This window comes from Anaerostipes sp. CAG:276 (genome assembly GCF_000432215.1).
Classification (GTDB): Bacteria; Bacillota; Clostridia; order Lachnospirales; family Lachnospiraceae; genus Anaerostipes; species Anaerostipes caccae.
Window position 1 is genome coordinate 1 of sequence record NZ_FR889189.1, and the last position, 22,923, is coordinate 22,923.

The 22,923-nt window shown below is 46.2% G+C and carries 25 protein-coding genes and 2 pseudogenes (1 of these 27 only partly in view); all 27 read left to right on the plus strand.

Annotation, left to right across the window (positions count from 1 at the left end; all coding sequences use genetic code 11):
- Positions 1-773: pseudogene (locus QVP35_RS08015) on the plus strand (DNA mismatch repair endonuclease MutL); the annotation flags it as partial.
- 43 nt (positions 774-816) lie between these two features.
- Positions 817-1,197, plus strand: coding sequence for a cytidine deaminase (cdd, locus tag QVP35_RS08020; RefSeq protein WP_009290501.1), 381 nt, complete (start codon positions 817-819; stop codon positions 1,195-1,197).
- The gene (miaA, locus tag QVP35_RS08025; protein WP_006565831.1) at positions 1,194-2,156 is read left to right on the plus strand and encodes a tRNA (adenosine(37)-N6)-dimethylallyltransferase MiaA; all 963 of its coding nucleotides are present in this window, start codon (positions 1,194-1,196) and stop codon (positions 2,154-2,156) included. Before cdd ends, miaA begins: the two co-directional genes overlap by 4 nt.
- Positions 2,131-3,414: a methionine gamma-lyase family protein gene (locus tag QVP35_RS08030; protein WP_022260998.1), complete on the plus strand. Its 1,284-nt coding sequence runs from the start codon at positions 2,131-2,133 to the stop codon at positions 3,412-3,414. Before miaA ends, QVP35_RS08030 begins: the two co-directional genes overlap by 26 nt.
- Positions 3,415-3,559: 145 nt before the next feature.
- Positions 3,560-4,258: a RadC family protein gene (gene radC, locus QVP35_RS08035; protein WP_006565829.1), complete on the plus strand. Its 699-nt coding sequence runs from the start codon at positions 3,560-3,562 to the stop codon at positions 4,256-4,258.
- A gap of 29 nt (positions 4,259-4,287) precedes the next feature.
- Positions 4,288-5,265, plus strand: a complete 978-nt coding sequence (locus QVP35_RS08040) for a rod shape-determining protein (RefSeq protein WP_022260999.1) — start codon at positions 4,288-4,290, stop codon at positions 5,263-5,265.
- Positions 5,266-5,275: 10 nt separating this feature from the next.
- The gene (gene mreC, locus QVP35_RS08045) at positions 5,276-6,142 is read left to right on the plus strand and encodes a rod shape-determining protein MreC (RefSeq protein WP_006565827.1); all 867 of its coding nucleotides are present in this window, start codon (positions 5,276-5,278) and stop codon (positions 6,140-6,142) included.
- Positions 6,143-6,154: 12 nt separating this feature from the next.
- Positions 6,155-6,670: a rod shape-determining protein MreD gene (mreD, locus tag QVP35_RS08050; RefSeq protein WP_022261000.1), complete on the plus strand. Its 516-nt coding sequence runs from the start codon at positions 6,155-6,157 to the stop codon at positions 6,668-6,670.
- Complete coding sequence (locus QVP35_RS08055) at positions 6,670-9,585, plus strand: penicillin-binding transpeptidase domain-containing protein (RefSeq protein WP_022261001.1); 2,916 nt, start codon at positions 6,670-6,672, stop codon at positions 9,583-9,585. The genes mreD and QVP35_RS08055 overlap by 1 nt, the downstream gene beginning before the upstream one ends.
- A gap of 15 nt (positions 9,586-9,600) precedes the next feature.
- Complete coding sequence (minC, locus tag QVP35_RS08060) at positions 9,601-10,335, plus strand: septum site-determining protein MinC (RefSeq protein ID WP_009290507.1); 735 nt, start codon at positions 9,601-9,603, stop codon at positions 10,333-10,335.
- Positions 10,336-10,355: 20 nt separating this feature from the next.
- Positions 10,356-11,141: a septum site-determining protein MinD gene (minD, locus tag QVP35_RS08065; protein ID WP_009290508.1), complete on the plus strand. Its 786-nt coding sequence runs from the start codon at positions 10,356-10,358 to the stop codon at positions 11,139-11,141.
- A 15-nt stretch (positions 11,142-11,156) separates the two neighbouring features.
- Positions 11,157-11,423 carry a cell division topological specificity factor MinE gene (gene minE / locus QVP35_RS08070; protein ID WP_009290509.1) on the plus strand — a complete coding sequence of 89 codons (267 nt, stop codon included), beginning with the start codon at positions 11,157-11,159 and terminating at the stop codon, positions 11,421-11,423.
- Positions 11,424-11,438: 15 nt separating this feature from the next.
- Positions 11,439-12,554, plus strand: a complete 1,116-nt coding sequence (locus QVP35_RS08075) for an FtsW/RodA/SpoVE family cell cycle protein (protein ID WP_009290510.1) — start codon at positions 11,439-11,441, stop codon at positions 12,552-12,554.
- Between the two features lie 11 nt (positions 12,555-12,565).
- On the plus strand, positions 12,566-12,961 hold the full coding sequence (locus QVP35_RS08080; RefSeq protein WP_022261002.1) for a methylglyoxal synthase: 396 nt from the start codon (positions 12,566-12,568) through the stop codon (positions 12,959-12,961).
- 63 nt (positions 12,962-13,024) lie between these two features.
- Positions 13,025-14,002, plus strand: a complete 978-nt coding sequence (locus QVP35_RS08085; protein ID WP_022261003.1) for a D-alanyl-D-alanine carboxypeptidase family protein — start codon at positions 13,025-13,027, stop codon at positions 14,000-14,002.
- Between the two features lie 4 nt (positions 14,003-14,006).
- Positions 14,007-14,948, plus strand: coding sequence for a TIGR01212 family radical SAM protein (locus QVP35_RS08090; protein WP_022261004.1), 942 nt, complete (start codon positions 14,007-14,009; stop codon positions 14,946-14,948).
- Complete coding sequence (locus QVP35_RS08095) at positions 14,949-16,313, plus strand: HlyD family efflux transporter periplasmic adaptor subunit (RefSeq protein WP_022261005.1); 1,365 nt, start codon at positions 14,949-14,951, stop codon at positions 16,311-16,313.
- A gap of 18 nt (positions 16,314-16,331) precedes the next feature.
- Positions 16,332-17,024: a YggS family pyridoxal phosphate-dependent enzyme gene (locus QVP35_RS08100; RefSeq protein WP_006565816.1), complete on the plus strand. Its 693-nt coding sequence runs from the start codon at positions 16,332-16,334 to the stop codon at positions 17,022-17,024.
- A gap of 15 nt (positions 17,025-17,039) precedes the next feature.
- Entirely contained in the window at positions 17,040-17,570 is a 531-nt protein-coding gene (locus QVP35_RS08105) for a cell division protein SepF (RefSeq protein ID WP_006565815.1), read from the plus strand.
- 3 nt (positions 17,571-17,573) lie between these two features.
- Entirely contained in the window at positions 17,574-18,326 is a 753-nt protein-coding gene (locus tag QVP35_RS08110) for a YlmH family RNA-binding protein (RefSeq protein ID WP_009290518.1), read from the plus strand.
- Positions 18,327-18,336: 10 nt separating this feature from the next.
- Positions 18,337-18,924 (plus strand): DivIVA domain-containing protein, encoded by a 588-nt coding sequence (locus QVP35_RS08115; protein ID WP_009290519.1) that lies wholly within the window; start codon positions 18,337-18,339, stop codon positions 18,922-18,924.
- Positions 18,911-20,002: a 3-dehydroquinate synthase gene (gene aroB / locus QVP35_RS08120; RefSeq protein ID WP_009290520.1), complete on the plus strand. Its 1,092-nt coding sequence runs from the start codon at positions 18,911-18,913 to the stop codon at positions 20,000-20,002. Before QVP35_RS08115 ends, aroB begins: the two co-directional genes overlap by 14 nt.
- On the plus strand, positions 19,999-20,493 hold the full coding sequence (gene lspA, locus QVP35_RS08125) for a signal peptidase II (RefSeq protein WP_022261007.1): 495 nt from the start codon (positions 19,999-20,001) through the stop codon (positions 20,491-20,493). Before aroB ends, lspA begins: the two co-directional genes overlap by 4 nt.
- Complete coding sequence (locus QVP35_RS08130; RefSeq protein WP_009290522.1) at positions 20,493-21,410, plus strand: RluA family pseudouridine synthase; 918 nt, start codon at positions 20,493-20,495, stop codon at positions 21,408-21,410. The genes lspA and QVP35_RS08130 overlap by 1 nt, the downstream gene beginning before the upstream one ends.
- Positions 21,411-21,425: 15 nt before the next feature.
- Complete coding sequence (gene proC / locus QVP35_RS08135) at positions 21,426-22,220, plus strand: pyrroline-5-carboxylate reductase (RefSeq protein ID WP_006565809.1); 795 nt, start codon at positions 21,426-21,428, stop codon at positions 22,218-22,220.
- Positions 22,221-22,346: 126 nt separating this feature from the next.
- The gene (gene rpsO, locus QVP35_RS08140) at positions 22,347-22,613 is read left to right on the plus strand and encodes a 30S ribosomal protein S15 (RefSeq protein ID WP_006565808.1); all 267 of its coding nucleotides are present in this window, start codon (positions 22,347-22,349) and stop codon (positions 22,611-22,613) included.
- A gap of 174 nt (positions 22,614-22,787) precedes the next feature.
- Positions 22,788-22,923: pseudogene (locus QVP35_RS08145) on the plus strand (polyribonucleotide nucleotidyltransferase); it runs 1,978 nt beyond the window's last position.

Below are 22,923 nucleotides of genomic sequence, written 5' to 3' on the forward strand. Positions count from 1 at the left end.
GTCACGAGGAGAAAGCAGCAGAATATACTGCTCCCGAAATTCCGGCCGGACCACAGGGGACTCTGAAGAAATATGCTGTGAAACCAGAGGCAAAGAAGTCTGTTTTTGCCGGAGTCAATTATAGAAACGATGACGGGAAAGAAGATTTACAGCAGATGACACTCAATGAAACCTCTCTTCTGGATGAGGAGGCAAAGCCGGACCGGAAAGTGATTGGACAGCTTTTTAAGACTTACTGGCTGATCGAGTACGAAGACCAGCTGTTTATCATGGACCAGCATGCGGCACATGAGAAAGTGAATTATGAAAAGCTCATGAAGAGCTTCAGAGAAAAAAAGATTTACAGCCAGGGAGTGGAGCCGCCCTACGTGGTAACGCTGTCTATGGCAGAGGCAAAAGTGCTCGAAGAGACAAAAGACATCTTTCAGGAACTCGGATTTACGATCGAGGCGTTCGGAGGCAATGAGTTCTGTATCCGGCAGGTGCCCGCAAATTTATACGGCCTGAAAGAGAAAGAACTGTTTATGGAGCTTTTGGACTCTCTCACCGCGGATGGGGTGAAAAAAGATCCGGAGATGATCACGGATAAGATCGCTTCCATGGCATGCAAAATGTCGGCGAAAGGAAACCAGAGAATGTCTCTTCCGGAGGTGAGAAATCTTTTAGACCTCCTGATGGAATGTGAAAATCCGTATACATGTCCCCATGGGCGGCCGACGATGATCAAGATGAGCAAGTATGAAATAGAGAAAAAATTCAAGAGAATAATATGAGTTTTTTATCACTATTGTTGGTTTGCAGGGAAAGGATGGGATTATGAACGATAAAGATTTGCTGGCTCTGGCGAAACGGGCCCGGGAGTTTGCTTATGCGCCCTATTCCGGGTTTTTGGTTGGCGCGGCTCTTTTGTGTAAGGACGGGACCGTCTTTACCGGGTGTAATGTGGAGAATGCCTCTTACGGCGCGGCGATTTGTGCGGAGCGCAATGCCGTGAGTACAGCCGTGGCTGCGGGATACAGGGAGTTTGAATCCATCGCCATTGCGGCAGAGGGAGACGGATGTGTTTATCCGTGCGGCATTTGTCTGCAGGTGCTGAACGAATTTTCGAAGGATCTGCGGGTGATCTGTCAGGACGGAGATGACTTCCGGAGTTTCCCGCTGAAAGAACTTCTGCCGAAAGGATTTGACAGCCTATGAAGCCGATGATCATATTGACCGGGCCCACGGCAGCGGGGAAGACAGAGCTGTCCATCAAACTGGCAGAGGCAGTCGGCGGAGAGATCATTTCCGCCGATTCCATGCAGGTCTACAAAAAAATGAACATTGGGACTGCAAAGATCATGCCGGAGGAGATGGATGGAATCCCGCATTATCTGGTAGATGAATTGGAACCGGATGAGGAGTTTCATGTAGTCCGGTTTCAGCAGATGGCGAAACGGGCGGCAGAGAAGATTTATGAAAAAGGGAAGATTCCAATCGTCGTCGGCGGAACCGGTTTTTATATTCAGGCTCTTTTATATGATATAGATTTTTCAGAAGAGGATGCAGACCGGGGATACAGAGACAGACTGAAGAAGCTGGCAGAGGAAAAAGGAAATGGATATCTCCACCGGATGCTTGCGGAAGTTGACCCGGAATCCGCACAGGCTGTCCATGAAAATAACATAAAAAGGGTGATCCGGGCATTGGAGTTTTACGAAAAGACGGGAACCAAGATTTCCATGCACAATGAACAGGAGAGAACCAAGGAATCCCGTTATAATTTTGTCTATTTTGTCCTGACTCATGAGCGGAAGATTCTGTATGACAGAATCAACCAGCGGGTTGACCGGATGATAGAGGCAGGGCTGATCGATGAGGTCAGACAGCTTGCCTGTGAGGGGTATACAAAAGACATGGTATCCATGCAGGGGATCGGTTATAAAGAAGTTTTTGATTATCTGGAGGGGAAACAGGACCTTGCAGAGACCGCAGAGCGCATCAAAAAAGATACGAGGCACTTTGCAAAGCGGCAGCTCACGTGGTTTCGTCGGGAAAAGGAAGTTACGATGATCAACAGGCAGGATTACCGAATGGAAGATGAAATTCTGGCATTTATGCTGGAAAAAATCAGAGAGAAAGGCATATGGGATGGATCAGTTAAAAGAATACTATAAAGAACTAGGTGTGTCCGGAGAAGTATATGACTATGCAAAGAACATTGAGTCATCGCTTTCCGAGAGATTTGTAGAATTTGATGCAGTGGCAGAATTTAATCAGCTTAAAGTGCTGAAGGCTATGAAGAAGAACCGCATTTCAGAGGCACATCTCGGAGGAACCACGGGATACGGATATGATGATATCGGGAGAGAGGCGATCGAGGGAGTTTACGCGGATATCTTTCAAACTGAGGATGCTCTGGTACGCCCGCAGATTACCTGCGGCACCCACGCTTTAGGACTGGCACTGAGCGCAAATTTAAGACCGGGCGATGAAGTCATGTCTCCGGTCGGAAAGCCTTATGACACATTGGAAGAAGTGATCGGCATACGGCCTTCCAAAGGCTCTCTGGCTGAGTATGGAATCACCTATGCCCAGGCGGACCTGAAGCAGGACGGCTCTTTTGACTATGATGCCATAAAAAAAGCCATAAACGAAAGGACGAAACTGGTCACGATCCAGAGGTCCAAAGGCTATGCCACCCGGCCGACACTTTCTGTCGGGAGGATCGGGGAACTGATCTCATTCGTAAAGGATATAAAGCCGTCAGTCATTGTCATGGTGGACAACTGCTATGGAGAATTTGTCGAGGAGACAGAGCCGTCCCAGGCAGGAGCAGACTTAGTCGTTGGCTCGCTCATCAAAAATCCGGGAGGAGGGCTGGCACCGATCGGAGGTTATATCTGCGGAAAGAAGGAGTTGATCGAGCAGTGTGCATACAGACTGACGACACCCGGACTCGGAAAAGAAGTTGGGGCATCTCTGGGAGTCAACCGCCAGTTCCTGCAGGGATTGTTTCTCGCGCCCACAGTGGTGAACAGCGCCCTGAAAGGAGCCGTATTTGCGGCCAACCTGTATGAAAGTCTCGGGTTTAAAGTTGTCCCTGACGGAAAGGAGAGCCGTCACGACATCATTCAGGCGGTAGAGTTCAATGACCCTGAAAAGCTGAAAGCTTTCTGTCAGGGAATCCAGGCGGCTTCTCCGGTGGACAGCTATGTAACTCCGGAGCCGTGGGATATGCCGGGCTATGACAGCCAGGTCATTATGGCAGCAGGGGCATTTGTCTCAGGCTCCTCCATCGAACTCAGTGCAGACGGCCCGATGAAGCCTCCGTATGCAGCCTATTTCCAGGGGGGACTTACCTATCCCCATGCCAAGTACGGGATTACAATGTCTCTTCAGCGGATGGCGGAAAAAGGGCTTGTGCGGCTGTGATGTCGGATGCCGGTTTTTTGTGTCGGGGGAATAAGAAAAACTTAAGGAAACCGTCATAGTTCCTGGGTATACAAGAAAAAGATCTTATGGTAAGATTTATTAATGAGAAATGTTTTTTTGCGTATTCCTTTGAGGAAAGGAATCTATGGAAAAGAGACATTACACAATCAAAGAGCTTCCGGAGTCTGAGCGCCCTTATGAAAAATGCGAGCGGCTGGGACCGGAGGCGCTGACAGATGCGGAGCTTTTAGCTGCCGTTTTAAGAAGCGGTGCGAAGGACAAAAGAGCCACGGCTCTGGCTGTGGAGATCTTAGGCCTGCATCCATATTATGAGGGGCTTCTGGGTATCTGTCATGTTACAATGAATGAACTGATGAGGATCAGAGGCATCGGCAGGGTAAAGGCAGTACAGATTCTTTGTATTGCAGAGCTTTCCATGAGGCTGTCCTCTCAGAAAGTACATAAGAAGATCAGTTTTCATACTCCAAAGTCCATTGCGGATTATTATATGGAAAAAATGCGTCACTTGAACAGGGAAGAAATGATTTTAATTCTTTTTAATGGGAAGAATAAAGTCATCAAAGAACTGAAGGTATCCGTAGGTACGGTCAATCAGACAGTGGCGTCACCCAGGGAAGTATTCCTGGAAGCATTGAAGTATGAAGCGGTCTATTTAATTTTGCTGCACAATCACCCTTCCGGGGACCCCACTCCCAGCAGGCAGGATGTATCTGTCACGAAACGGATAAAAGAAGCAGGAGAACTGCTCGGCATTTATCTGTCCGACCATATCATCATCGGAGACCGTTCTTACGTAAGTTTTAAAGAACAACAATTACTATAGCCCGATGGGCGGTATGGAATGGAGTGCTTATGAAGAAGGGACTGATTGGAATCGAGCTGGGCTCAAAGAATCTGAGAATCTATTCGAAAGAAAAAGACCAGATTCTAAGGCTTAAAAATGTCATTGCCCTGACAGAAGATTCGGAGACAGCAGCGGTAGGAAACGAAGCGTTTTCAATGTATGAGAAAGAGCCGCATCAGATACAGATCATTACACCGATGGTCCACGGGGTGATCGGCGATTATACGAATATGCGCAGGCTTCTTGCCCAGATCCTCAGACGTTATCTGAGGAAGTTAAAAAAATATGAATTTTACATGGCTGTGCCGTCAGACATCACCGGTGTGGAACGCAGAGCATTTTATGATTTGATGCTTGAGTCATTCCGGTCGGTAAAAGAGGTCAGGCTATGTCCAAAACCGATGGCGGATGCAGTTGGACTGGGCATTGATGTAGGGGCTCCCTGCGGCAACATGGTGATCAATATGGGAGCCGATACGACCGAGATCTCTGTAATCTCCCTCGGGGGCATCGTGAGAAGCCGCCTGGTAAAGCAGGGAGGCAGTCAGATCGACCAGTGGATGATCTCAAAGCTAAAGAGAAACTACAATATTGAGATCGGGATGAAGAGCGCGGAGCGGTTAAAGCTTTTGTATGCCAGAAGGGAAGAAGAAGGGAAACCTGCCTATGTAAAAGGCAGAGACCTTGTCAGCGGGCTGCCAAAGAAGATCCAGGTTCCGGGAGATCTGGCTGAAGAAAAGGTAAGAAGTTATGTCAACGACATTATTATCGAAGCCAAAGCCATGCTGGAAGTGATTCCTCCGGAACTGGCATCGGATATCATGGTGGAGGGCATTTATCTGTCAGGGGGAAGTTCCTCCTTTCAAAAGATTCCGGAGTGGATGGAGGATGCCATCGGCATTCATATCCGCACCGGGGAACAGCCGGAGGAGAGTGTTGTCCGCGGCTTGAAGACGATGATGAACAAAGATTACAAATACCAGTGAGGAAAGTGAAATGAAATTTCAGAAGAAAAATATGCGTTCGAGGCATTACCTGTTCATTTTTGCAGGGGTGTGCTTTTTGTTAATCGGGATCAGTGTTTTTGCAGGGGGTGTGCTGTCTCCGGTCAAAGCATTGGCCACAGGAATTTTAAGTCCTATGCAGAAAGGGATTAATTCCATCGGGAACGGTATTTTTTCCTGGAATGAAAATATAAAAACCAAAGAACAGCTGAAAGAAGATAACAAAGTCCTTCAGGAGAAGATCGATTCCCTGAAGATGCAGAACCGGATTCTGTCTCAGGATCAGGTAGAGCTTGAGCGTCTTCAGGATCTTTTGAAGCTCAAAGCAAAATATAAAAAATACAGTACGGTCGGGGCCAGAGTCATCAGCAAGGGTTCCGGCAACTGGTTTGAAATCTTTGCCATCGACAAAGGCAGCAAAGACGGCATTAAGAAAAACATGAATGTGATTGCAGACAATGGGCTGGTAGGCATCGTATACGATGTGTCTGATCATTATGCAAAGGTGCGGACGATCATCAATGATACCAGCATGGTCAGCGCCATGTTTTTGAAGACAAAGGATTCCTGCATCGTCAGGGGAAGTCTGAGCACGATGTCTGACGGCTACCTGGAAGTCGTATATATTGATAAGAACGCAAAGGTCAAAGAAGGCGATGAGCTGGTGACCTCATATTTGAGTTCTAAATTTGTGGAAGGAATCTCCATTGGTAAAGTATCCGATATCAAGCTGGATTCCACAAAGCTTACAAAGACCGCAAAGGTCACACCGATCGTGGATTTCAAGCACTTAAAGGAAGTCCTTGTGATCACGGACCTGAAAGAAAATGTTAATCTGGATGAAAAGACAAAAGAATAGGCAGGTGGGATGATGAGACTGAAACGGACTTTATTTTATATTCTATCTGTAATCTTTTGTTTCCTTCTGCAGACATCGGTGTTTCAGTTTTTAAAGCTTGCCGATGTCATGCCGAACGTTCTGCTGATCCTGACGGTGACCCTGGGACTGATCAGGGGAAAGAAAGCAGGGATTGGCATCGGATTTTCCTGCGGTCTGCTGATCGATATATTTTTCGGTGACGTTCTCGGGCAGTATGCCCTTCTTTATCTGCTCATCGGCTATATCAACGGATGTTTCAACTCTTTTTTTTATGAAGACGACGTCCTTCTGCCGTTCGGGCTTTTAGTCATCAATACCCTGGCTTACAGCTTTGCAATCTTTTTCTTTTTCTTTGCACTGAGAGGAAGATTTGCATTTTTCAGTTACTTAAAAGATATTATGATACCGGAAGCGGTCTATACGGGGCTGATCGCGCTGCCTCTGTATAAACTTCTTCTGTTCATCGACGTACGCATCAGCGATTCAGAAAAAAGGAGCATGTTCTAGTGTTTAGAAAGTTACAAAACCGGGTTGAAAAATTATTGGCAAACAGGCTTCTGGCAATGGCTGTTTTATTCACAGTGCTTTTTCTTGTACTCGTCTGCCGGCTGTTTGTCATTCAGATTGTTCAGGGGCAGTCACATAAAGAAGACTTCACCTACAAAGTAGAAAAGACCGTCAAGACTTCCGGTACGAGGGGAAATATCTATGACTGCAACGGAAAACTTCTGGCTTACAACAAAATGGTCTATACAGTCAATTTTCAGAATGACAATAAATTCAAAACGTTAGCCCAGGAAAACGATACATCTGAGAATTATGAAAAAAATAAGGTGATTTATGAAGTGATCAAGATCTTAGAGAAGAACAAAGATTCCTTCAAGAGCGATATCCCGATCGAGATCACAGGAAACGGCACGTTCCGCTTTACGGAGAAAGGCTCCAGACTGGAACGGTTCAAGAGGGAGGCATTCGGCATCGGGACAGATACCAAGGGTCTTTCCAAGGAGCGTTTAAAGCTCCGTCAGCAGCAGCTTAATGCCAGTGCGGAGGAAGTCTTTGAGTACTTAAGAAACGGGACTATGGGAAGTCCCGGAGTCGGGAAAATGTTTGACATTGATGAGAAGTATTCAGACAAAGATGCTTTAAAGATCATGTCTGTCCGATACAGCGCCTACTTAAGCCGTTATTCACAATATATGAAGGTGACCTTTGCCACAGAGGTGAGCAGCAGGAGCATCGCGGAGATCGAAGAGCGTTCCAATGAACTTACCGGGATCGACGTGAGTACCAAGTCCATCCGGGTTTATAAAAACAGTGAGGCCATGTCTCATGTAATCGGCTATACCGGTACAATCAATACCGAGGAACTTGATGACTATAATAAGGGAAAAAAAGAAAGTGACAAGGACTATTATGCGATGGACGACGCGGTCGGAAAGGCGGGCATTGAAAAAGAACTGGAGTCTTATCTGCACGGCAGCAGCGGAAGCCAGACCATGATCGTCAACAATATAGGAAAGATCGTAAAGACGACCAAGACGGAAAAGGCAGGAACAGGAAACAACGTAGTCCTGTCGATCGACAGTGATCTTCAGGAATATGCATATAACCTGTTAGAAAGAAGGATTACAGGCATCGTTCTGTCCAAACTCACCACCTCTGATTCCAAGGGTGACCGGAGCAATATAAGGATTCCGATCAAAGACGTCTACTATTCACTGATCGGAAACAGTATTGTGGATATCACGGACCTGAACGGAGAGCGTGCAAACTCTTACGAAAAGAGCATGTATAAAAAGATTCAGAGCCTCAAAAAGGACAGTATCAAAACGATTCGGAAGAATCTTACAGGCAGTACAAAGGCCTACAAAGACGAGAGTGAGGAAAAGCAGAATTATGCTGACTACGTGTATAAGATGCTTTCCAGGAAAAAAGTTCTCCTAACCGGCTCCGTCGACACGAAGGACAAGACATATCTCAGGTGGAAAGATGAAAAGATCGGCCTGGGTGAGTTCCTTAAATATGCCATCAATAAAGAATGGATCGATATTTCCATGCTGGATCTGCCGTCCAAATACAGTGATACAGAGCAGATCTTTGACGCGCTTGTGTCCTATGTTGAAGAACAGCTTCAGAAGGATGATGAATTTGATCTGACAGTATGTGAACAAAAGATCGGAACCGGTGAACTCAGTGGAAGGTCTGTATGTCTGCTTTTGTACGAGCAGGGAGTCCTGAATAAGAAAAAAGACGCAGGGACCTATCAGAGCCTGAAGAGCGGTTCCCTGGATGCCTACTCCTTTATACGCCAGAAGCTTTCAAAAAGAGAGATCACACCGGCCCAGCTCGGACTGGATCCATGTTCCGGCTCCATTGTGATCACAGATCCCGACACGGGAAAAGTGAAAGCCATGGTCAGCTATCCGGGATATGACAGCAATAAGCTGTCCAACGGAATCGACAACGACTACTACCGGCAGCTGGCCAATTCCACGGCGACGCCTCTTTACAATCAGGTGCTGAACCACAGAACGGCTCCGGGGTCCACTTTCAAGCCTTTGTCTGCGATCACCGCCCTGAATGAGGGAACAATTTCCACTGGCACTCAGATACAGTGTACCGGCGTGTTTGACAAGATCAGTCCTGCGGCCCACTGCTGGATTTATCCCAACGGAAGGCACGGCTACAATAATGTGGCCGGGGCATTAGAAGTCTCTTGTAATTGCTTCTTTTATGAGGTAGGATATGACTTAGGAATGACAGGGGCATCTTACAGCAGCAAGAAAGGCCTGGAGGCCCTGAAAAAATATGCGACCAAGATCGGCCTGAATAAAAAGTCCGGTATTGAGCTGAGCGAGATGGCTCCGCATATTTCAGACGAAACCTCTGTGCGTTCTGCCATCGGACAGGGCACGAACAGTTTCACGCCGAGCCAGATTTCCAACTACGTGACGACGCTGTCAAATAAGGGAACCGTCTACGACCTGAGTATTTTAGACAAAGTTACCACTTCGGGCGGAAAGACGGTGAAAAAATACGGTGTCAAGAAGAAGAGCAAACTCACTCTGAATGATGACTCTTACTGGGATGCGGTCTGGTCCGGCATGCGCAGGGTTGTTTCCGGAAAGAAAGGCGCTGTGACCAGCATATTCAAAGGGCTTAATGTGAAAGTGGCGGGCAAGACAGGAACCGCACAGGAAGATAAAAAGAGGCCGAACCATGCGCTGTTCATATCTTTCGGTCCCTATGAGGATCCTGAGATCACGGTCACCGCGGTCATCCCTTACGGATATACGTCATCCAATGCGGCAGCCGCGGCGAAGGATCTCTACAAGTATTATTTTGCAAATGATAAAGAGAAGGCGAAATTAAGGAAGGACAAGAAAGTAATTTCTGCGGCCGGTTCAGTATCCGATTAAGAGAGGTGAAAATATATGAAAGAACCAGTATTGTTGAAAGGAAACAATTTTGGTTTGACGATTGTCCTGGATGACAAGATAGAGTTTGAAGAACTGCTGGCGATTATCGCGAGAAAGTTTGTGGAAGCCGCGAAGTTTTTCAACACCAAAACTCAGGTTGTATTAAAAATCGAAGGAAGGGTTTTAAGCGTGGAGGAAACGGAGCGGGTTTTGGAAACGATCACAGAGAACAGCTCCCTCTCCATCGCCTATGTGATGGAAGGGGACCAGGTTCTGGAAACCAAATTTAAACAGCTGATCGAGGAGAGAGCCATCAGGCTGAAAGAGTCCAGGAGCGAATCCTGTTTAAAAAGCGGAGGAGTCTCCTTCGGACAATTTTACCAGGGGACTTTAAGATCCGGACAGAGTCTGGAATCCGATGCCAGTGTGGTAGTCATCGGGGATGTGAATCCCGGAGCTACCGTGAAGGCAAAGGGCAATATCGTCGTACTGGGGTGTGTAAAAGGCTATGTGTTTGCAGGAGTGGACGGGAATGACAAGGCTTTCATCGCTGCCCTTGAGATGAAGCCGATGCAGATCCGGATCGGCAGCTATATTGCGAGATCATCCGATCAGGTATCTGCAAAGAAGCGGCTGTTTGGGAAAAAAGCAAAGCAAGGCGACGAGGAAGCCAAGATTGCATTTGTAGAGGATGAAAATATTTACATAGAACCTATATCAAAATCACTTCTGAATGAAATTACAGCTTAAAACAATGGAGGAAGAAAACAATGAGTGAAGTAATCGTAATCACATCAGGAAAAGGCGGCGTTGGGAAAACAACCACGACGGCCAACGTAGGAACCGGTCTGGCAAAAGAAGGGAAAAAGGTCGTACTGATCGACACGGACATCGGTCTCAGGAATCTGGATGTGGTCATGGGGCTGGAAAACAGGATTGTCTATAATCTTGTCGATGTGGTAGAAGGAAACTGCAGGATCAAACAGGCGATGATCAAGGACAAAAAATATCCGGATCTTTATCTTCTGCCTTCTGCACAGACAAGGGATAAATCTTCTGTGAGTCCTGAGCAGATGAAAAAAGTTGTGGATGAGCTGAAAGAAGAGTTTGACTATATCCTTCTGGACTGCCCGGCAGGGATCGAACAGGGATTCCAGAATGCCATCGCAGGAGCAGACCGCGCACTGATCGTGACGACTCCGGAGGTATCTGCGATCCGTGATGCAGACCGGATCATCGGACTTTTGGAGGCCAACGATATACATAAGATCGATTTAGTCATCAACAGGATCCGTATGGACATGGTAAAAAGAGGGGACATGCTGTCAAAGGATGATGTCCTGGATATCCTGGCAATCGATCTGATCGGCGTCGTGCCGGACGATGAAAACATTGTCGTATCTACAAACCAGGGGGAACCTCTTGTGGGCAGCGACAGTATGGCAGGAAAAGCTTATATGAACATCTGTAAGAGGGTTATGGGACAAGAAGTACCGTTTTTGGATTTGGATACCAAATCATTCTTCGAGAAACTTGCCGGCATTTTTAAGAAATAGTCAAGGAGGAGAAGAATGGGTTTGTTTGATAGCTTTTTTAAAAAGAAAAATTCCGCTGATGAAGCAAGGGACCGGCTGAAGCTTTTGCTGGTATCTGACCGTTCCAACTGTTCTCCGGAAACTATGGAACTGATCAAAAATGACATCATCAAGGTGATCTCAAAATATATGGAGATCGATCCGCAGGGATTGGATATTCAGATTACTCAGAACGACGAAGAACACAGCGGACCGGCGCTGTTTGCGAATATCCCGATCCGGGAAATGAAAAAGAAAAAATAGACATGGAGTGATAAAATGCTTAGAAACTACCGACTGCAAAACTACAATATAAAGCTGGTTCTCAATGTATTGGTGCTGGCCACATTAGGAATTATTTTTATCCACAGCGCAAATCCGTCTTTTGTGATGAAACAGGGCTTGGGTCTGATCCTTTGTTTTGCGGTCATGGCAGTAGTTTCTCTGATCGATTATCAGACGTGGCTTCGGAGTTCCAATCTGCTCTATATCATCAACCTTTTGCTGCTGATAGGCGTTAAGCTGTTTGGAAAAGACGTAAACGGGGCAAAGCGCTGGTTTTCACTGGGGCCCCTGGGGACGCTTCAGCCGTCAGAGCTCAGCAAGATCGTGATGATCATTGTCATCGCAGATTTCGTAGTCCGCCACGAGGACGATCTGAACGAACCGAAAGTATTGGGGAAACTTGCACTTTTATGTGCACCGCCGCTGTATCTGATTCTGAAACAGCCGAATCTGTCCACGACACTGGATATCGTTTTTATCATTCTTGCCATCGTCTTTGTGGGAGGATTAAGCTCTAAGCTGATCCTGAGAGTTTTGATCATAGGGATTCCTCTTTTTGCAGTGTTTATATGGTATGTCCAGACACCGGGACAGATTCTTTTAGAGTCTCATCAGGTGGCGCGGATCATGTCCTTTTTAAACCCGGCTGCCTATGCGGATTCTACGGCACTGCAGACAGCCAACTCTGTTATGGCCATCGGGTCCGGAGGTTTGTTCGGAAAGGGATTCGGATCAAATACGATCTCTGATGTCTCTGCCAGCGATGTAAATCTGGTGTCAGAACGCCAGACAGACTTTATTTTTTCTGTGGTTGGAGAAGAGTTCGGGTTTTTAGGGTGTCTTGTTGTGATCGGCCTGCTGGTTCTTTTAGTAGCCCAGTGCCTGAATGTGGCCCGGAAAGCCGATAATGGAGCAGCCAAAATGGTAGCTGTGGGCGTGTCTGCCTATATGGGATTCCAGTCCTTTATCAACATAGGAGTTGCCACAGGGACTTTGCCCAATACAGGACTTCCGCTGCCGTTTATCAGCTATGGCCTGAGTTCACTCTTGTCGGCATCCATTGCGATCGGCCTGATGCTGAATATTTATCTTCAACGCAAAAAATATTAGGAGGAACCTTTATGAATGTAGGATTAATTGCGCACGATGCGAAAAAAATGCTGATGCAGAACCTCTGCATTGCTTATCAGGATATTTTGAGGCGGCATACGCTGTACGCCACAGCCACCACGGGAAAGGTGATCGAAGAAGTGACAAACCTGACGATCCATAAGCTTCAGGTGGGACATTTCGGCGGCATGCATCAGATCGGGGCGTTGATCGAAAACAATGAAATGGATCTTCTTATCTTTCTGCAGGATCCGGACAACAAGCAGAGGACACAGGGCTTCTATGATGTACTGAACCTTTGTGACAAACACAACATCCCGTGTGCCACCAATCTGCCGACGGCAGAGGCTCTGATTATGGCCCTGGACCGGGGGGATCTGGACTGGAGAGAGATGTATACTCAATAGGCTGTCACATGGCAGTCTTTCTTTTCATTTCTCAGGGCATTTACTTGAAATCAGGAGGACAGAATGAAAAAACGAATTTTATGTATATGTTTGACGGCAGTACTGCTCATTTCTCTGACCGGGTGCAGCGCGGCGGATACACTGACGCAGCTTTCCGTCACTTATGAAAAACATCTGGAGAAGAATCAGGATGAGCTTAGGACGGAGACTCTGGGGGATAACTGGAAGTCGAAAGGAGCCTATGTAGGCGTTATATCCAGGGAGGATGCCGATACAGAGCAGTATTCCGGAGTGAAAGAAGCGCTGCTCGTCAACAATACGACAAATCAGGTGGTCGCTGCGCAGAAGGTATTTGACAAGGCCTACCCTGCGAGTATTACAAAAATCATGACGGCCCTTCTGGTGTTGGAAAACTGCAGGCTCGACGATGTTGTAACCATTGATAAAGATATCACCTTCGATGACCCGGCAGCGGTGAGCCTGCATCTGAAAAAAGGTGACAAGATTACAGTAGAAGCACTTTTAAACGGACTGATCGTCATGTCGGCCAATGATACTGCCATCGCTCTCGGAAGAAAGGTTGCAGGCAGTGACAAAAAGTTTGTGGCAATGATGAATAAACGGGCCCGTGAACTTGGAGCTACCAATACAAATTTTGAGAATCCAAACGGCCTGCATTTGAAGAATCATTATACGACTGCGTATGACCTGTACCTGATCTTCCAGGAACTGGTGAAACATAATGAATTTTTATCCATTGCAGGAAAGGCGAGCAGTTATATAGAATATACAAACCAAAAAAACAAACTCCAGGCATTTGATATGGCAGCGACCAATCAGTACCTGCTGGGCAATTATAATCTTCCTCACAAAGTATTTATGCTGGGAGGAAAGACGGGGACGACAACAGAAGCAGGTTCCTGTCTGATCATTCTCACAAAAAACGAGGAGGGTGAAGAATTCATCTCTGTCATTTTAAAAGCTTCCAGCAAACAAACTCTATATCACACGATGACAGAAGTATTGAAAAAGGAAAATTAAGAAGATGGAACTCTACAACACTTACTCGGCACATTTGAAAAAGAGATTTGGGGAGAAAGTATATAAGCTCCCGGTCAATCTTCCTGTGACCTGTCCGAACCGGATGGAAGGCAGAGGCTGCAGTTTCTGTGCCGGAGTCGGGACCGGCTTTGAAGCCATGTCTGAAACAGTCCCTGTAAAGGATCAGCTGAACAGGACAAAAGCTTATATCGGCAAACGGTATGGGGCAAAAAAGTTTTTAGCCTATTTTCAGAATTACACGAATACATTTCTGCCTCTTGGGGAATTTCGTAACTATGTGCTGGAAGCACTGGAGGAAGAAGATATTGTGGGAATTTCATTATCCACAAGACCTGACTGTATCCGAAAAGATTATCTGGAGTTTTTAAATGAGATACAACAGGAGCGGGGAGCCGCCGTGACCATAGAATTTGGACTTCAGACGGTCAATTACCATACATTGAAGAAAATGAACAGGGGCCATACTCTGGCAGAGTATTTAAATGCGGTTCTCCTAACGGCCCCCTTCGGGTTTGAGATCTGTACCCATGTCATTCTAAATCTGCCCGGAGACACAGTAGAAGATGCAGTGGAGACAGCCAGGGTGATTTCTGCCCTGCCCGTGTCTGTGGTCAAGGCCCATTCTCTTTATATTCCGAAGAACTCCGTATTGTATGAAGAATACAGGGATGGTAAAATATCATTATGCACAAAAGAAGAATATATCAACCGGCTGGCAGAGTTTGTGGCAGAACTTAGAAAAGATATTGTCATCGAGAGGCTTTTCAGCAGAGTACCCGAGGAAGATGCCGTATTTTCAAACTGGGGAGTCAGCTGGTGGAAATTAAAGGATCTGTTTGAGGAAACGATGAAACAAAAAGGATATGTCCAGGGATGCAGATGTAATTATTTAGACGGGGCAGCTTTGAGGCGCTGGAGGATATAGATGGCTAGAAAAAAAGCGAGATGGAATATAGGGACTATTGTTTTTCTTGTCCTGCTGATCTATGTTCTGATCAATGTATTGATCTTCGTAGGCAAGGAAAAGCTGACGGTTTATAAAGTGACAGAGGATAAAATTTCATCGACATATTCCCTCACCGGAATCGCCCTCAGGAACGAGAAACTCTTGAAGGCCGAAGATGACGGTTATATTACATATTATACGGAAGAGGGAAAAAGGGTCAAAAAGTCCGGCATGCTTTATGTTTTGGACAAGAACGGAAAGGTCCAGAAAGAGTTTGCCAATCAGGTGGAAGAAATGAAGGGAAGAGGAGATATCCAGGAGAATACCAGGATCAAAAGCCGGCTTTCCGAGTTTAAATCTATCTACTCCGACAAAGATTTTGAAGATGTCTATGACTTGAAATATGATCTGAAAAATGCTGTGCTGGGCATCAATGGAAAATCTCTGAAGAAGGTCATGGAACAGGTCAAAGAACAGGTCGGGGATGCGTCGTTTTCTACCAGAAGGAGCAGTATCAGCGGCATTGCAAGCTTCTATTCGGACTCCTTCGACGGCAGGGAGGCAGGCCAGATAAAAGCGAGTGATTTTGAGAGAGAAAATTACAGGGTTACAAAACTGAATTCTACAGACAAAGTGAAAAAAGGGGACACCGTATGCAGGGTGACGAAGAGTGAAAAATGGACACTGGCGGTCCTTCTTGATAAGGAGCAGTATACCAGCCTAAAAGGCAGAAAGACTGTAACCGTGAAATTTGTGGATGATCAGATGAAAGCAGAGGCCGGCGTTGAGACCGAAAAAAAAGAAGACGGCTATTTTGCCTATCTGTCTCTGGATCAATATCTGATCCGCTACATCGGAGAACGGTATGTAGATATCGATCTGCTCCTGGATACGTATCAGGGACTTAAAATTCCGGATTCTGCGATCGTCTCAAAACAGTTTTATCAGGTTCCGGTCAAGTATATTACAAAAGGTAATAACGGAGCCGGCGAGGGGTTCAGTGTCAGAACCACGTCCAAGGACGGAAATGTCAAGGTGGAACAAAAAGAATTTAAGATTTATAAAAAGACAAAGAATTACTGTTATCTTGATCCGGAAGAGGTGGAGGAAGGCACTACCTTTGAGGCAATGGATGCCGGTGACCGCTTTACGGTAGGAGAAAAGAAGAGACTGAAAGGAGTCTACTGCACGAATCAGGGCTATGCTGATTTCCGTCCGGTACAGGTTATTGTAAATAAAGACGGCTATACCATAGTAGAGACAGATACGTTAAACGGCATCCGGCTGTATGATTTTGTCGTTCTCGACAGCAAAGCGATCAAAGAAAACCAAATCATATATTAAAGTTAGGAAGTGTGTGATATGTTAATCGACCAGTACAAATTAGTGAAAGAAAATGTAAAGGCTGCCTGTGAAAAGGCGGGGAGAGATCCAAAAGAGGTGACTGTGATCGCGGTCAGCAAGACAAAACCTCTGTCTATGATCGAGGAGCTGATGGACTGCGGGGTCATGGATTTCGGGGAAAACAAGGTCCAGGAAATCATGAAGAAATATGAGGAGATCAAGTCTCCGGTGCGCTGGCATATGATCGGCCATTTTCAGACAAATAAAGTAAAATATATAGTGGATAAGGTGGCGCTGGTCCACTCTGTGGATTCTGTAAAGCTGGCACGGCAGATCAGCAAAGAAGCCCTAAAGCATAAGATTCAGGTGCCGGTGCTGATCCAGGTGAACCTGGCAAGGGAAGAGACAAAATCCGGCTTTATGGAAGAAGAGCTCTTCGGTGCGCTGGAAGAAATTTCTAGGCTTCCGGGGGTTTTGGTGCAGGGACTCATGCAGATCGCACCATTCGTGGAAAATCCAGAAAATAACCGGGTATATTTCAGAAGGATGCGGCAATTATTTGTTGACATCAAAGAGAAAAACTTTGATAATATAGCTATGAACATCCTTTCCATGGGTATGACGAATGATTATCAGGTTGCGGTGGAAGAAGGCTCTACCATGGTGCGGGTAGGAACAGGTATTTTTGGGGAAAGAGACTACAACAAATAGTGGAGGATAAAGAGCATGGGTGCAGTGGATAAGCTGTTGAATTTTATGAAGCTTACGGAAGATGAAGAATATGATGAGTACGACGAATACGAAGAGGAGGAAGAAGAACCGGATACAGAACGGCGCTCATTCTTCCGGAAAAAAGATACGGTCAGAGAAGAGTCAAATGTGATTGAACCGATCACATACACAAGCAGAGAGACGAAAGATCCAAAACCCCGCCGCTTCGGCTCCGGGAAAGTGGTATCCATGAACGGTCACGGTGTAGAAGTTTACGTGATTAAGCCACAGGATTTTGCAGAGGCCCAGACGGCGGCAGATCTTCTGAAAGAAGGCAAGACAGTTGTCATCAATCTGGAAGGAGTTGAACTCACGGTTGCCCAGAGAAGCATCGACTTTGTGGGCGGAGCGACCTATGCGATTGACGGCTCCCTTCAGGCTGTTTCCAACAATATTTTTATTGCGGCACCGGACAGCATCGAGGTCAATGGAGATTTGAGAAGTGAGATTATGAATGAAAATATTATCTCACCTCAGTTAAAATAAGCCATGGACGAGCAGCTGTTTAAAAAGCGACTGGAAGAATTGGCTCAGACTGCATTTATGAATTCAGTGTATACCCATACACCGTTTCTGTCGGAGAGGGAACAGAGCCTCTTTCATGAGATGAGACAGGAACTTTCTTTTGCAGACGCATCACTTTATGGCGGCCATGAAGATTATGACCGCTGTATTGTTGTGTTCGGCTCAAAAGAGATGTTTGGATATGAAGGTGAGATTCCATTGGCATGTGCCAAAATCTCGCCTCTTTTTAAGAAGTTTGCAGAAACGCTCACCCACAGGGATTACCTCGGTGCTCTCATGAATCTGGGGATCGAGAGAAACCAGATCGGCGATATTTTAATTTCGGACGGGGAGGCTTATGTTTTCTGTTTCAGACATATGGCTGGATTCCTGTGCCGGGAACTTACAAAGGTCAGGAATACACAGGTGGAAACCGTCGGTGTAGATTTTAAGGAAATTCATTACCGGCAGGAATATAGTACAAAAGATGGATTTGTGTCTTCACCAAGGCTGGATGCTCTTGTGGGGCTGGCTTTCGGGCTCTCGAGGAGCAAGGCTCTTTCTTTATTTCAGAGTCAGAAAGTATTCATCCGCGGGAAAATGGAGACAAGGAACAGTTACCAGGCAAAACCAGAAGACGTTATATCTGTCCGGGGATTCGGCAAATTCCGGTTTCAGGAACTGGGAAGAGAGACGAAGAAGGGCAGGTTTCACGTAAAGCTGCAAATTTATAAATAGGAGGATGCACATGATTACACCAATCGAGTTATTAGGTAAGGAACTGAAAAGAGGATTTGGCTATAAAGCTATTGAAGTCGATGAATTTCTGGAGGAAGTGGCCAGAGATTACGAGAAAGTCTACAAAGAAAATAACGAACTGAAAGAGAGAGTCTCAGCCCTTACAGAGAATCTCGACCATTACCGTGTCATCGAAGAGTCATTGAAAAAGGCACTGGTGCTTGCGGAGGAAACTTCCAAGGAGACGATCGCAAATGCCGACAAGGCGGCCAAAGCCATGGAAGAGCAGGCTGAGATGGAAGCCAGGGAGATCTTAGAAAAGGCCAGAAGAGAAGCCGAGGATTTTGCAAGGCAGGCGAGAGAGGCATTTGATAAAGAAAACCAGGAAAAGCTGGAAGAGATCGCTTCTCTGGAAAAACAGATCAACAAACTGACCGGGGATTATGTGTCATACAAATCCAGAATGATGCAGTTTATCAACGGGCAGCTGGATTATCTGAAAAATCCCGTATATGATCTGGAGATCACAAAGAAATCAGAAAAAGAAGAGACAGAGGCAGCGGCTGCTGAGGAGCCTGAATATGATGGAAGAGAGTAAGCTTAGCGTCAGGGAACAGGGGAAAAAAATATACGATATCTATTTCAGGGACTCTTTTGATGACCTGACAGAGGCACTCTCTGAGGCCGGACTGTTAAACAGAAAAGTGTGCATTGTGACAGAGAGCAATGTGGCGCCGCTCTATTTAAAAGAGTTGTATGACTTGCTAAACCCTGTCTGTACGAAAGTGACCACATTCAGCTTCAGTGCCGGAGAAGCCCGCAAGCAGTTAAAGACCGTGGAACATTTATATGAGCAGCTGATCCGGAATCATTTTGACCGGAAGGACCTGGTTGTGGCTCTGGGCGGCGGTGTGGCGGGAGACATGGCCGGGTTTGCCGCAGCGACTTATTTAAGAGGGATCGATTTCATTCAGATTCCGACGACTCTGCTTTCCCAGGTGGACAGCAGCATTGGCGGAAAAACCGGCGTGGATTTTATCCAGTATAAAAATATGATCGGAGCTTTTCACCAGCCGAAACTTGTATATATTAATGTAAATACGCTGAAGAGTCTTCCGGAACGGGAGTATGTTTCCGGAATGGCAGAAGTGATCAAACATAGTCTGATCAAAGATCAGGCTTATTACTGCTGGATCAGAGACCATAAAGATCAGATCCTCTCGAAAGATCCGGATACAATGCTTGAGATGATCCGAAAAAGCTGTGATATCAAACGGCAGGTTGTGGAGGCAGATCCGAAAGAGCAGGGAGAGCGTGCGCTGTTAAACTTTGGACATACGCTGGGGCATGCAGTGGAGACACTGATGGATTTTTCACTGCTCCACGGAGAGTGTGTGGCGATCGGGTGCCGTCTCGCCCTGAAGATCTCCAGAAACCGCGGTATGATTTCTGAAAAAGAAACAGAGGAAATATGTGCGCTGTTTGATGCCTTTTCCCTGGATCAAAGGTTTGACAGGCTGACGCCGGAACGGATCATTGAGACAACAAAATCCGATAAGAAGATGGCAGGCGGACATATCCGTTTTATCCTTTTAAAAAGGATCGGGGAGGCCTGTATTGACCTCACGGTCAGCGACGAAGAAATGATGGAAGTATTAGAGGAAGAGCTGAGATGAAGCAGATAAAAGTGTTTGCCGCGATCGCAATTTTTCTGGCCGCAGACCAGATTTCAAAGGCAGCGGCGGTGATGTCCCTGAAAGGGAGAGAAGGGATTTCAATCCTGAAAGATATATTTGAACTTCAGTACGTGGAAAACAGGGGTGCGGCTTTTGGAATTCTTCAAAACCAGCAATGGCTGTTTTTTGTTATCACAGTGCTTGCTGTGGCGCTGCTTACATTTGTTTATTCTAAGCTTCCGGATGAGAAAAAATACCGTCCGCTCCGCTTTTGCTATGTTTTTTTATGTGCCGGAGCCGTCGGCAATCTTATAGACAGAATTTTCAGGGGATATGTGGTGGACTTTTTCTACTTTAAGCCGATCAATTTCCCTGTGTTCAACGTAGCTGATATCTATGTGACAGTATCTATGGCAGTACTGTTTTTTCTCATTCTTGTTTATTATAAAGAAGACGATTTTGCATTTTTGGAAAAAAGGAAACAGGGCTGATGGAACAAGAGAGACAATTTACAGTTTCGCAGAAAGAGACCGGCAGCAGACTGGATGTCTGTCTGGCCGGAAGGTTCCCTGAATTTACAAGATCCTATTTACAGAAGCTTTGCAAAGATTCAGCGGTGCTGGTAGATGACGCTGAAAAAAAGAGCAATTATAAAGTCCGGGAAGGGGAACGGGTCATTTTGAAGGTTCCGAAGCCGACGGAGCTCTCCATTAAGCCTGAAAAAATGGATCTGGACATTGTCTATGAAGACCGGGACATTATTCTGATCAATAAACCCAAGAACATGGTCGTTCATCCGGCACCTGGCCACTATGAGGGCACTCTGGTTAACGGGCTGATGGAACACTGCAGGGATGAGCTGTCGGGGATCAACGGGGTACTGCGCCCCGGCATCGTCCACAGAATCGATAAGGATACCACAGGAATTCTCATCGTCTGCAAAAACGATATGGCCCACCAGTGTCTGGCAGAACAGCTGAAGGATCATACGATCACAAGGCGATATCACGCCATTGTCTATCACAACATAAAAGAAGAATCAGGAACAGTGGATGCACCGATCGCAAGGAGCAGGAAAGAGCGAAAAAAGATGGCCATAGACCGGGAGGCCGGCAGGAGAGCAGTCACTCATTACCGGGTGCTGGAACGCCTGAAAGAAGGTTTTACCTACATCGAATGCAGCCTGGAGACGGGAAGGACCCATCAGATCCGGGTGCATATGGCATCCATCGGACATCCTCTTTTGGGCGATACCGTCTATGGTCCGAAAAAGTCTAAGTATTCCCTTGAAGGGCAGTGTCTTCACGCCAAAGTCCTCGGGTTTACCCATCCGAGGACGAAGGAATACATGGAGTTTGAGGTGGGGCTTCCTGCATACTTTGAAGAACTCTTAAAACGTTTAGGTTAAAGAAAGGAAATCAGCATGGAAATTGGATTTATCGGATGCGGAAACATGGCGAAGGCCATGATTTCGGGAATTCTTGCGGAAGGGACATTTACAAAAGACGAGATGATCGCTTCCGGGCCCTCTGAGGACAAAATGAATCAAATCTCAGAGCAGCTAGGCATAACAACAACGTCAGACAACATAAAAGCGGCGAAGAATTCAAGAATCATTGTTCTGTCTGTGAAACCGCAGATGTATGATAAGGTGATCCGGGAGATTCGGGACGAGGTCGGCAAAGACCAGATCGTTGTCACTATTGCGGCAGGACTTTCTATGGAGACTGTGGAGAGAAGCTTCGGAAAAGAAACAAAAATCATCCGTACCATGCCGAATACACCGGCTCTGGTAGGGGAAGGCATGACCGGCATGTGTATGAATCCATATGTTGAGGAGGAAGAAGCACGGGAAGTCCGGAAGATTTTTGAAAGTTTCGGGAAGGTAGAAATTGTGGATGAAAAGCTCATTGACGCGGTTGTCGGTGTCAGCGGAAGTTCACCGGCCTACGTCTATATGTTTATCGAGGCGCTGGCGGATGCTGCGGTGCTCGGAGGGATACCGAGAGAAAAAGCATATACCTTTGCTGCCCAGGCAGTGCTGGGCAGTGCAAAAATGGTTCTTGAGACAAAGGAACACCCCGGGAAATTAAAAGATGCGGTTTGTTCACCGGCGGGAACTACTATTGAGGCAGTCAGAGTACTGGAGCAAAAAGGACTCAGGAGCGCTGTCATAGAAGCAGCTAATGCAGCTGTGGAAGTGAGCAGAAATATGTAAATGATCCTTTACAGGGGATTTTTTCTGTGATATACTTATCAAGTTGACCGGTACTCAGATTTCGGACATCTCCGACCAAGTCTTAGTATCTGGCGGCTATTTCATATAATTTAAGGAGGAAACAAAATGATTTCATCAGAAAAGAAAAAACAGATCGTTGCAGAATTCGGAAGGGATGCCAATGACACCGGTTCACCGGAAGTGCAGATCGCGATCCTTACAGCAAGGATTGAAGAACTTCAGGAGCATTTTGATATGCACAAGAAGGATCACCATTCCAGAAGAGGTCTGTTAAAGATGGTAGGTAAGAGACGTAATCTTTTAGCATACTTAAAGAATAAGGATGTTGCTAGATACCGTGCGCTGATCGAGAGACTCGGACTGAGAAAATAGCAGAATTATGGGGACAGGAATTCAAATTCCTGTCTTCTTTTTTTCATTCAGTTGTGATACAATAAAAAAGTTGTGAAAGACGTATTCCGAGACTACTAAGGAGTCCACAGACTGTGCTGTGGACCGCTTAGTTGTTTCGGCGTCTTTTAAATATTGTTTTAAGGAGAATTAAACATGGTAAAAAAATTTAGTATGGAACTTGCAGGCAGGACTTTGACCGTAGAAGTGGGGCGTGTGGCGGCACAGGCAAACGGTGCGGCATTTATGCACTACGGAGACACCGTTGTCCTCTCGACAGCTACGGCTTCCA

What these genes read in the sequence shown, in the direction of transcription:
- cdd (WP_009290501.1), top strand. Translation starts at nt 817, where the DNA reads ATGAACGATAAAGATTTGCTGGCTCTGGCGAAACGGGCCCGGGAGTTT.
- miaA (WP_006565831.1), top strand. Translation starts at nt 1,194, where the DNA reads ATGAAGCCGATGATCATATTGACCGGGCCCACGGCAGCGGGGAAGACA.
- QVP35_RS08030 (WP_022260998.1), top strand. Translation starts at nt 2,131, where the DNA reads ATGGATCAGTTAAAAGAATACTATAAAGAACTAGGTGTGTCCGGAGAA.
- radC (WP_006565829.1), top strand. Translation starts at nt 3,560, where the DNA reads ATGGAAAAGAGACATTACACAATCAAAGAGCTTCCGGAGTCTGAGCGC.
- QVP35_RS08040 (WP_022260999.1), top strand. Translation starts at nt 4,288, where the DNA reads ATGAAGAAGGGACTGATTGGAATCGAGCTGGGCTCAAAGAATCTGAGA.
- mreC (WP_006565827.1), top strand. Translation starts at nt 5,276, where the DNA reads ATGAAATTTCAGAAGAAAAATATGCGTTCGAGGCATTACCTGTTCATT.
- mreD (WP_022261000.1), top strand. Translation starts at nt 6,155, where the DNA reads ATGAGACTGAAACGGACTTTATTTTATATTCTATCTGTAATCTTTTGT.
- minC (WP_009290507.1), top strand. Translation starts at nt 9,601, where the DNA reads ATGAAAGAACCAGTATTGTTGAAAGGAAACAATTTTGGTTTGACGATT.
- minD (WP_009290508.1), top strand. Translation starts at nt 10,356, where the DNA reads ATGAGTGAAGTAATCGTAATCACATCAGGAAAAGGCGGCGTTGGGAAA.
- minE (WP_009290509.1), top strand. Translation starts at nt 11,157, where the DNA reads ATGGGTTTGTTTGATAGCTTTTTTAAAAAGAAAAATTCCGCTGATGAA.
- QVP35_RS08075 (WP_009290510.1), top strand. Translation starts at nt 11,439, where the DNA reads ATGCTTAGAAACTACCGACTGCAAAACTACAATATAAAGCTGGTTCTC.
- QVP35_RS08080 (WP_022261002.1), top strand. Translation starts at nt 12,566, where the DNA reads ATGAATGTAGGATTAATTGCGCACGATGCGAAAAAAATGCTGATGCAG.
- QVP35_RS08085 (WP_022261003.1), top strand. Translation starts at nt 13,025, where the DNA reads ATGAAAAAACGAATTTTATGTATATGTTTGACGGCAGTACTGCTCATT.
- QVP35_RS08090 (WP_022261004.1), top strand. Translation starts at nt 14,007, where the DNA reads ATGGAACTCTACAACACTTACTCGGCACATTTGAAAAAGAGATTTGGG.
- QVP35_RS08095 (WP_022261005.1), top strand. Translation starts at nt 14,949, where the DNA reads ATGGCTAGAAAAAAAGCGAGATGGAATATAGGGACTATTGTTTTTCTT.
- QVP35_RS08100 (WP_006565816.1), top strand. Translation starts at nt 16,332, where the DNA reads ATGTTAATCGACCAGTACAAATTAGTGAAAGAAAATGTAAAGGCTGCC.
- QVP35_RS08105 (WP_006565815.1), top strand. Translation starts at nt 17,040, where the DNA reads ATGGGTGCAGTGGATAAGCTGTTGAATTTTATGAAGCTTACGGAAGAT.
- QVP35_RS08110 (WP_009290518.1), top strand. Translation starts at nt 17,574, where the DNA reads ATGGACGAGCAGCTGTTTAAAAAGCGACTGGAAGAATTGGCTCAGACT.
- QVP35_RS08115 (WP_009290519.1), top strand. Translation starts at nt 18,337, where the DNA reads ATGATTACACCAATCGAGTTATTAGGTAAGGAACTGAAAAGAGGATTT.
- aroB (WP_009290520.1), top strand. Translation starts at nt 18,911, where the DNA reads ATGGAAGAGAGTAAGCTTAGCGTCAGGGAACAGGGGAAAAAAATATAC.
- lspA (WP_022261007.1), top strand. Translation starts at nt 19,999, where the DNA reads ATGAAGCAGATAAAAGTGTTTGCCGCGATCGCAATTTTTCTGGCCGCA.
- QVP35_RS08130 (WP_009290522.1), top strand. Translation starts at nt 20,493, where the DNA reads ATGGAACAAGAGAGACAATTTACAGTTTCGCAGAAAGAGACCGGCAGC.
- proC (WP_006565809.1), top strand. Translation starts at nt 21,426, where the DNA reads ATGGAAATTGGATTTATCGGATGCGGAAACATGGCGAAGGCCATGATT.
- rpsO (WP_006565808.1), top strand. Translation starts at nt 22,347, where the DNA reads ATGATTTCATCAGAAAAGAAAAAACAGATCGTTGCAGAATTCGGAAGG.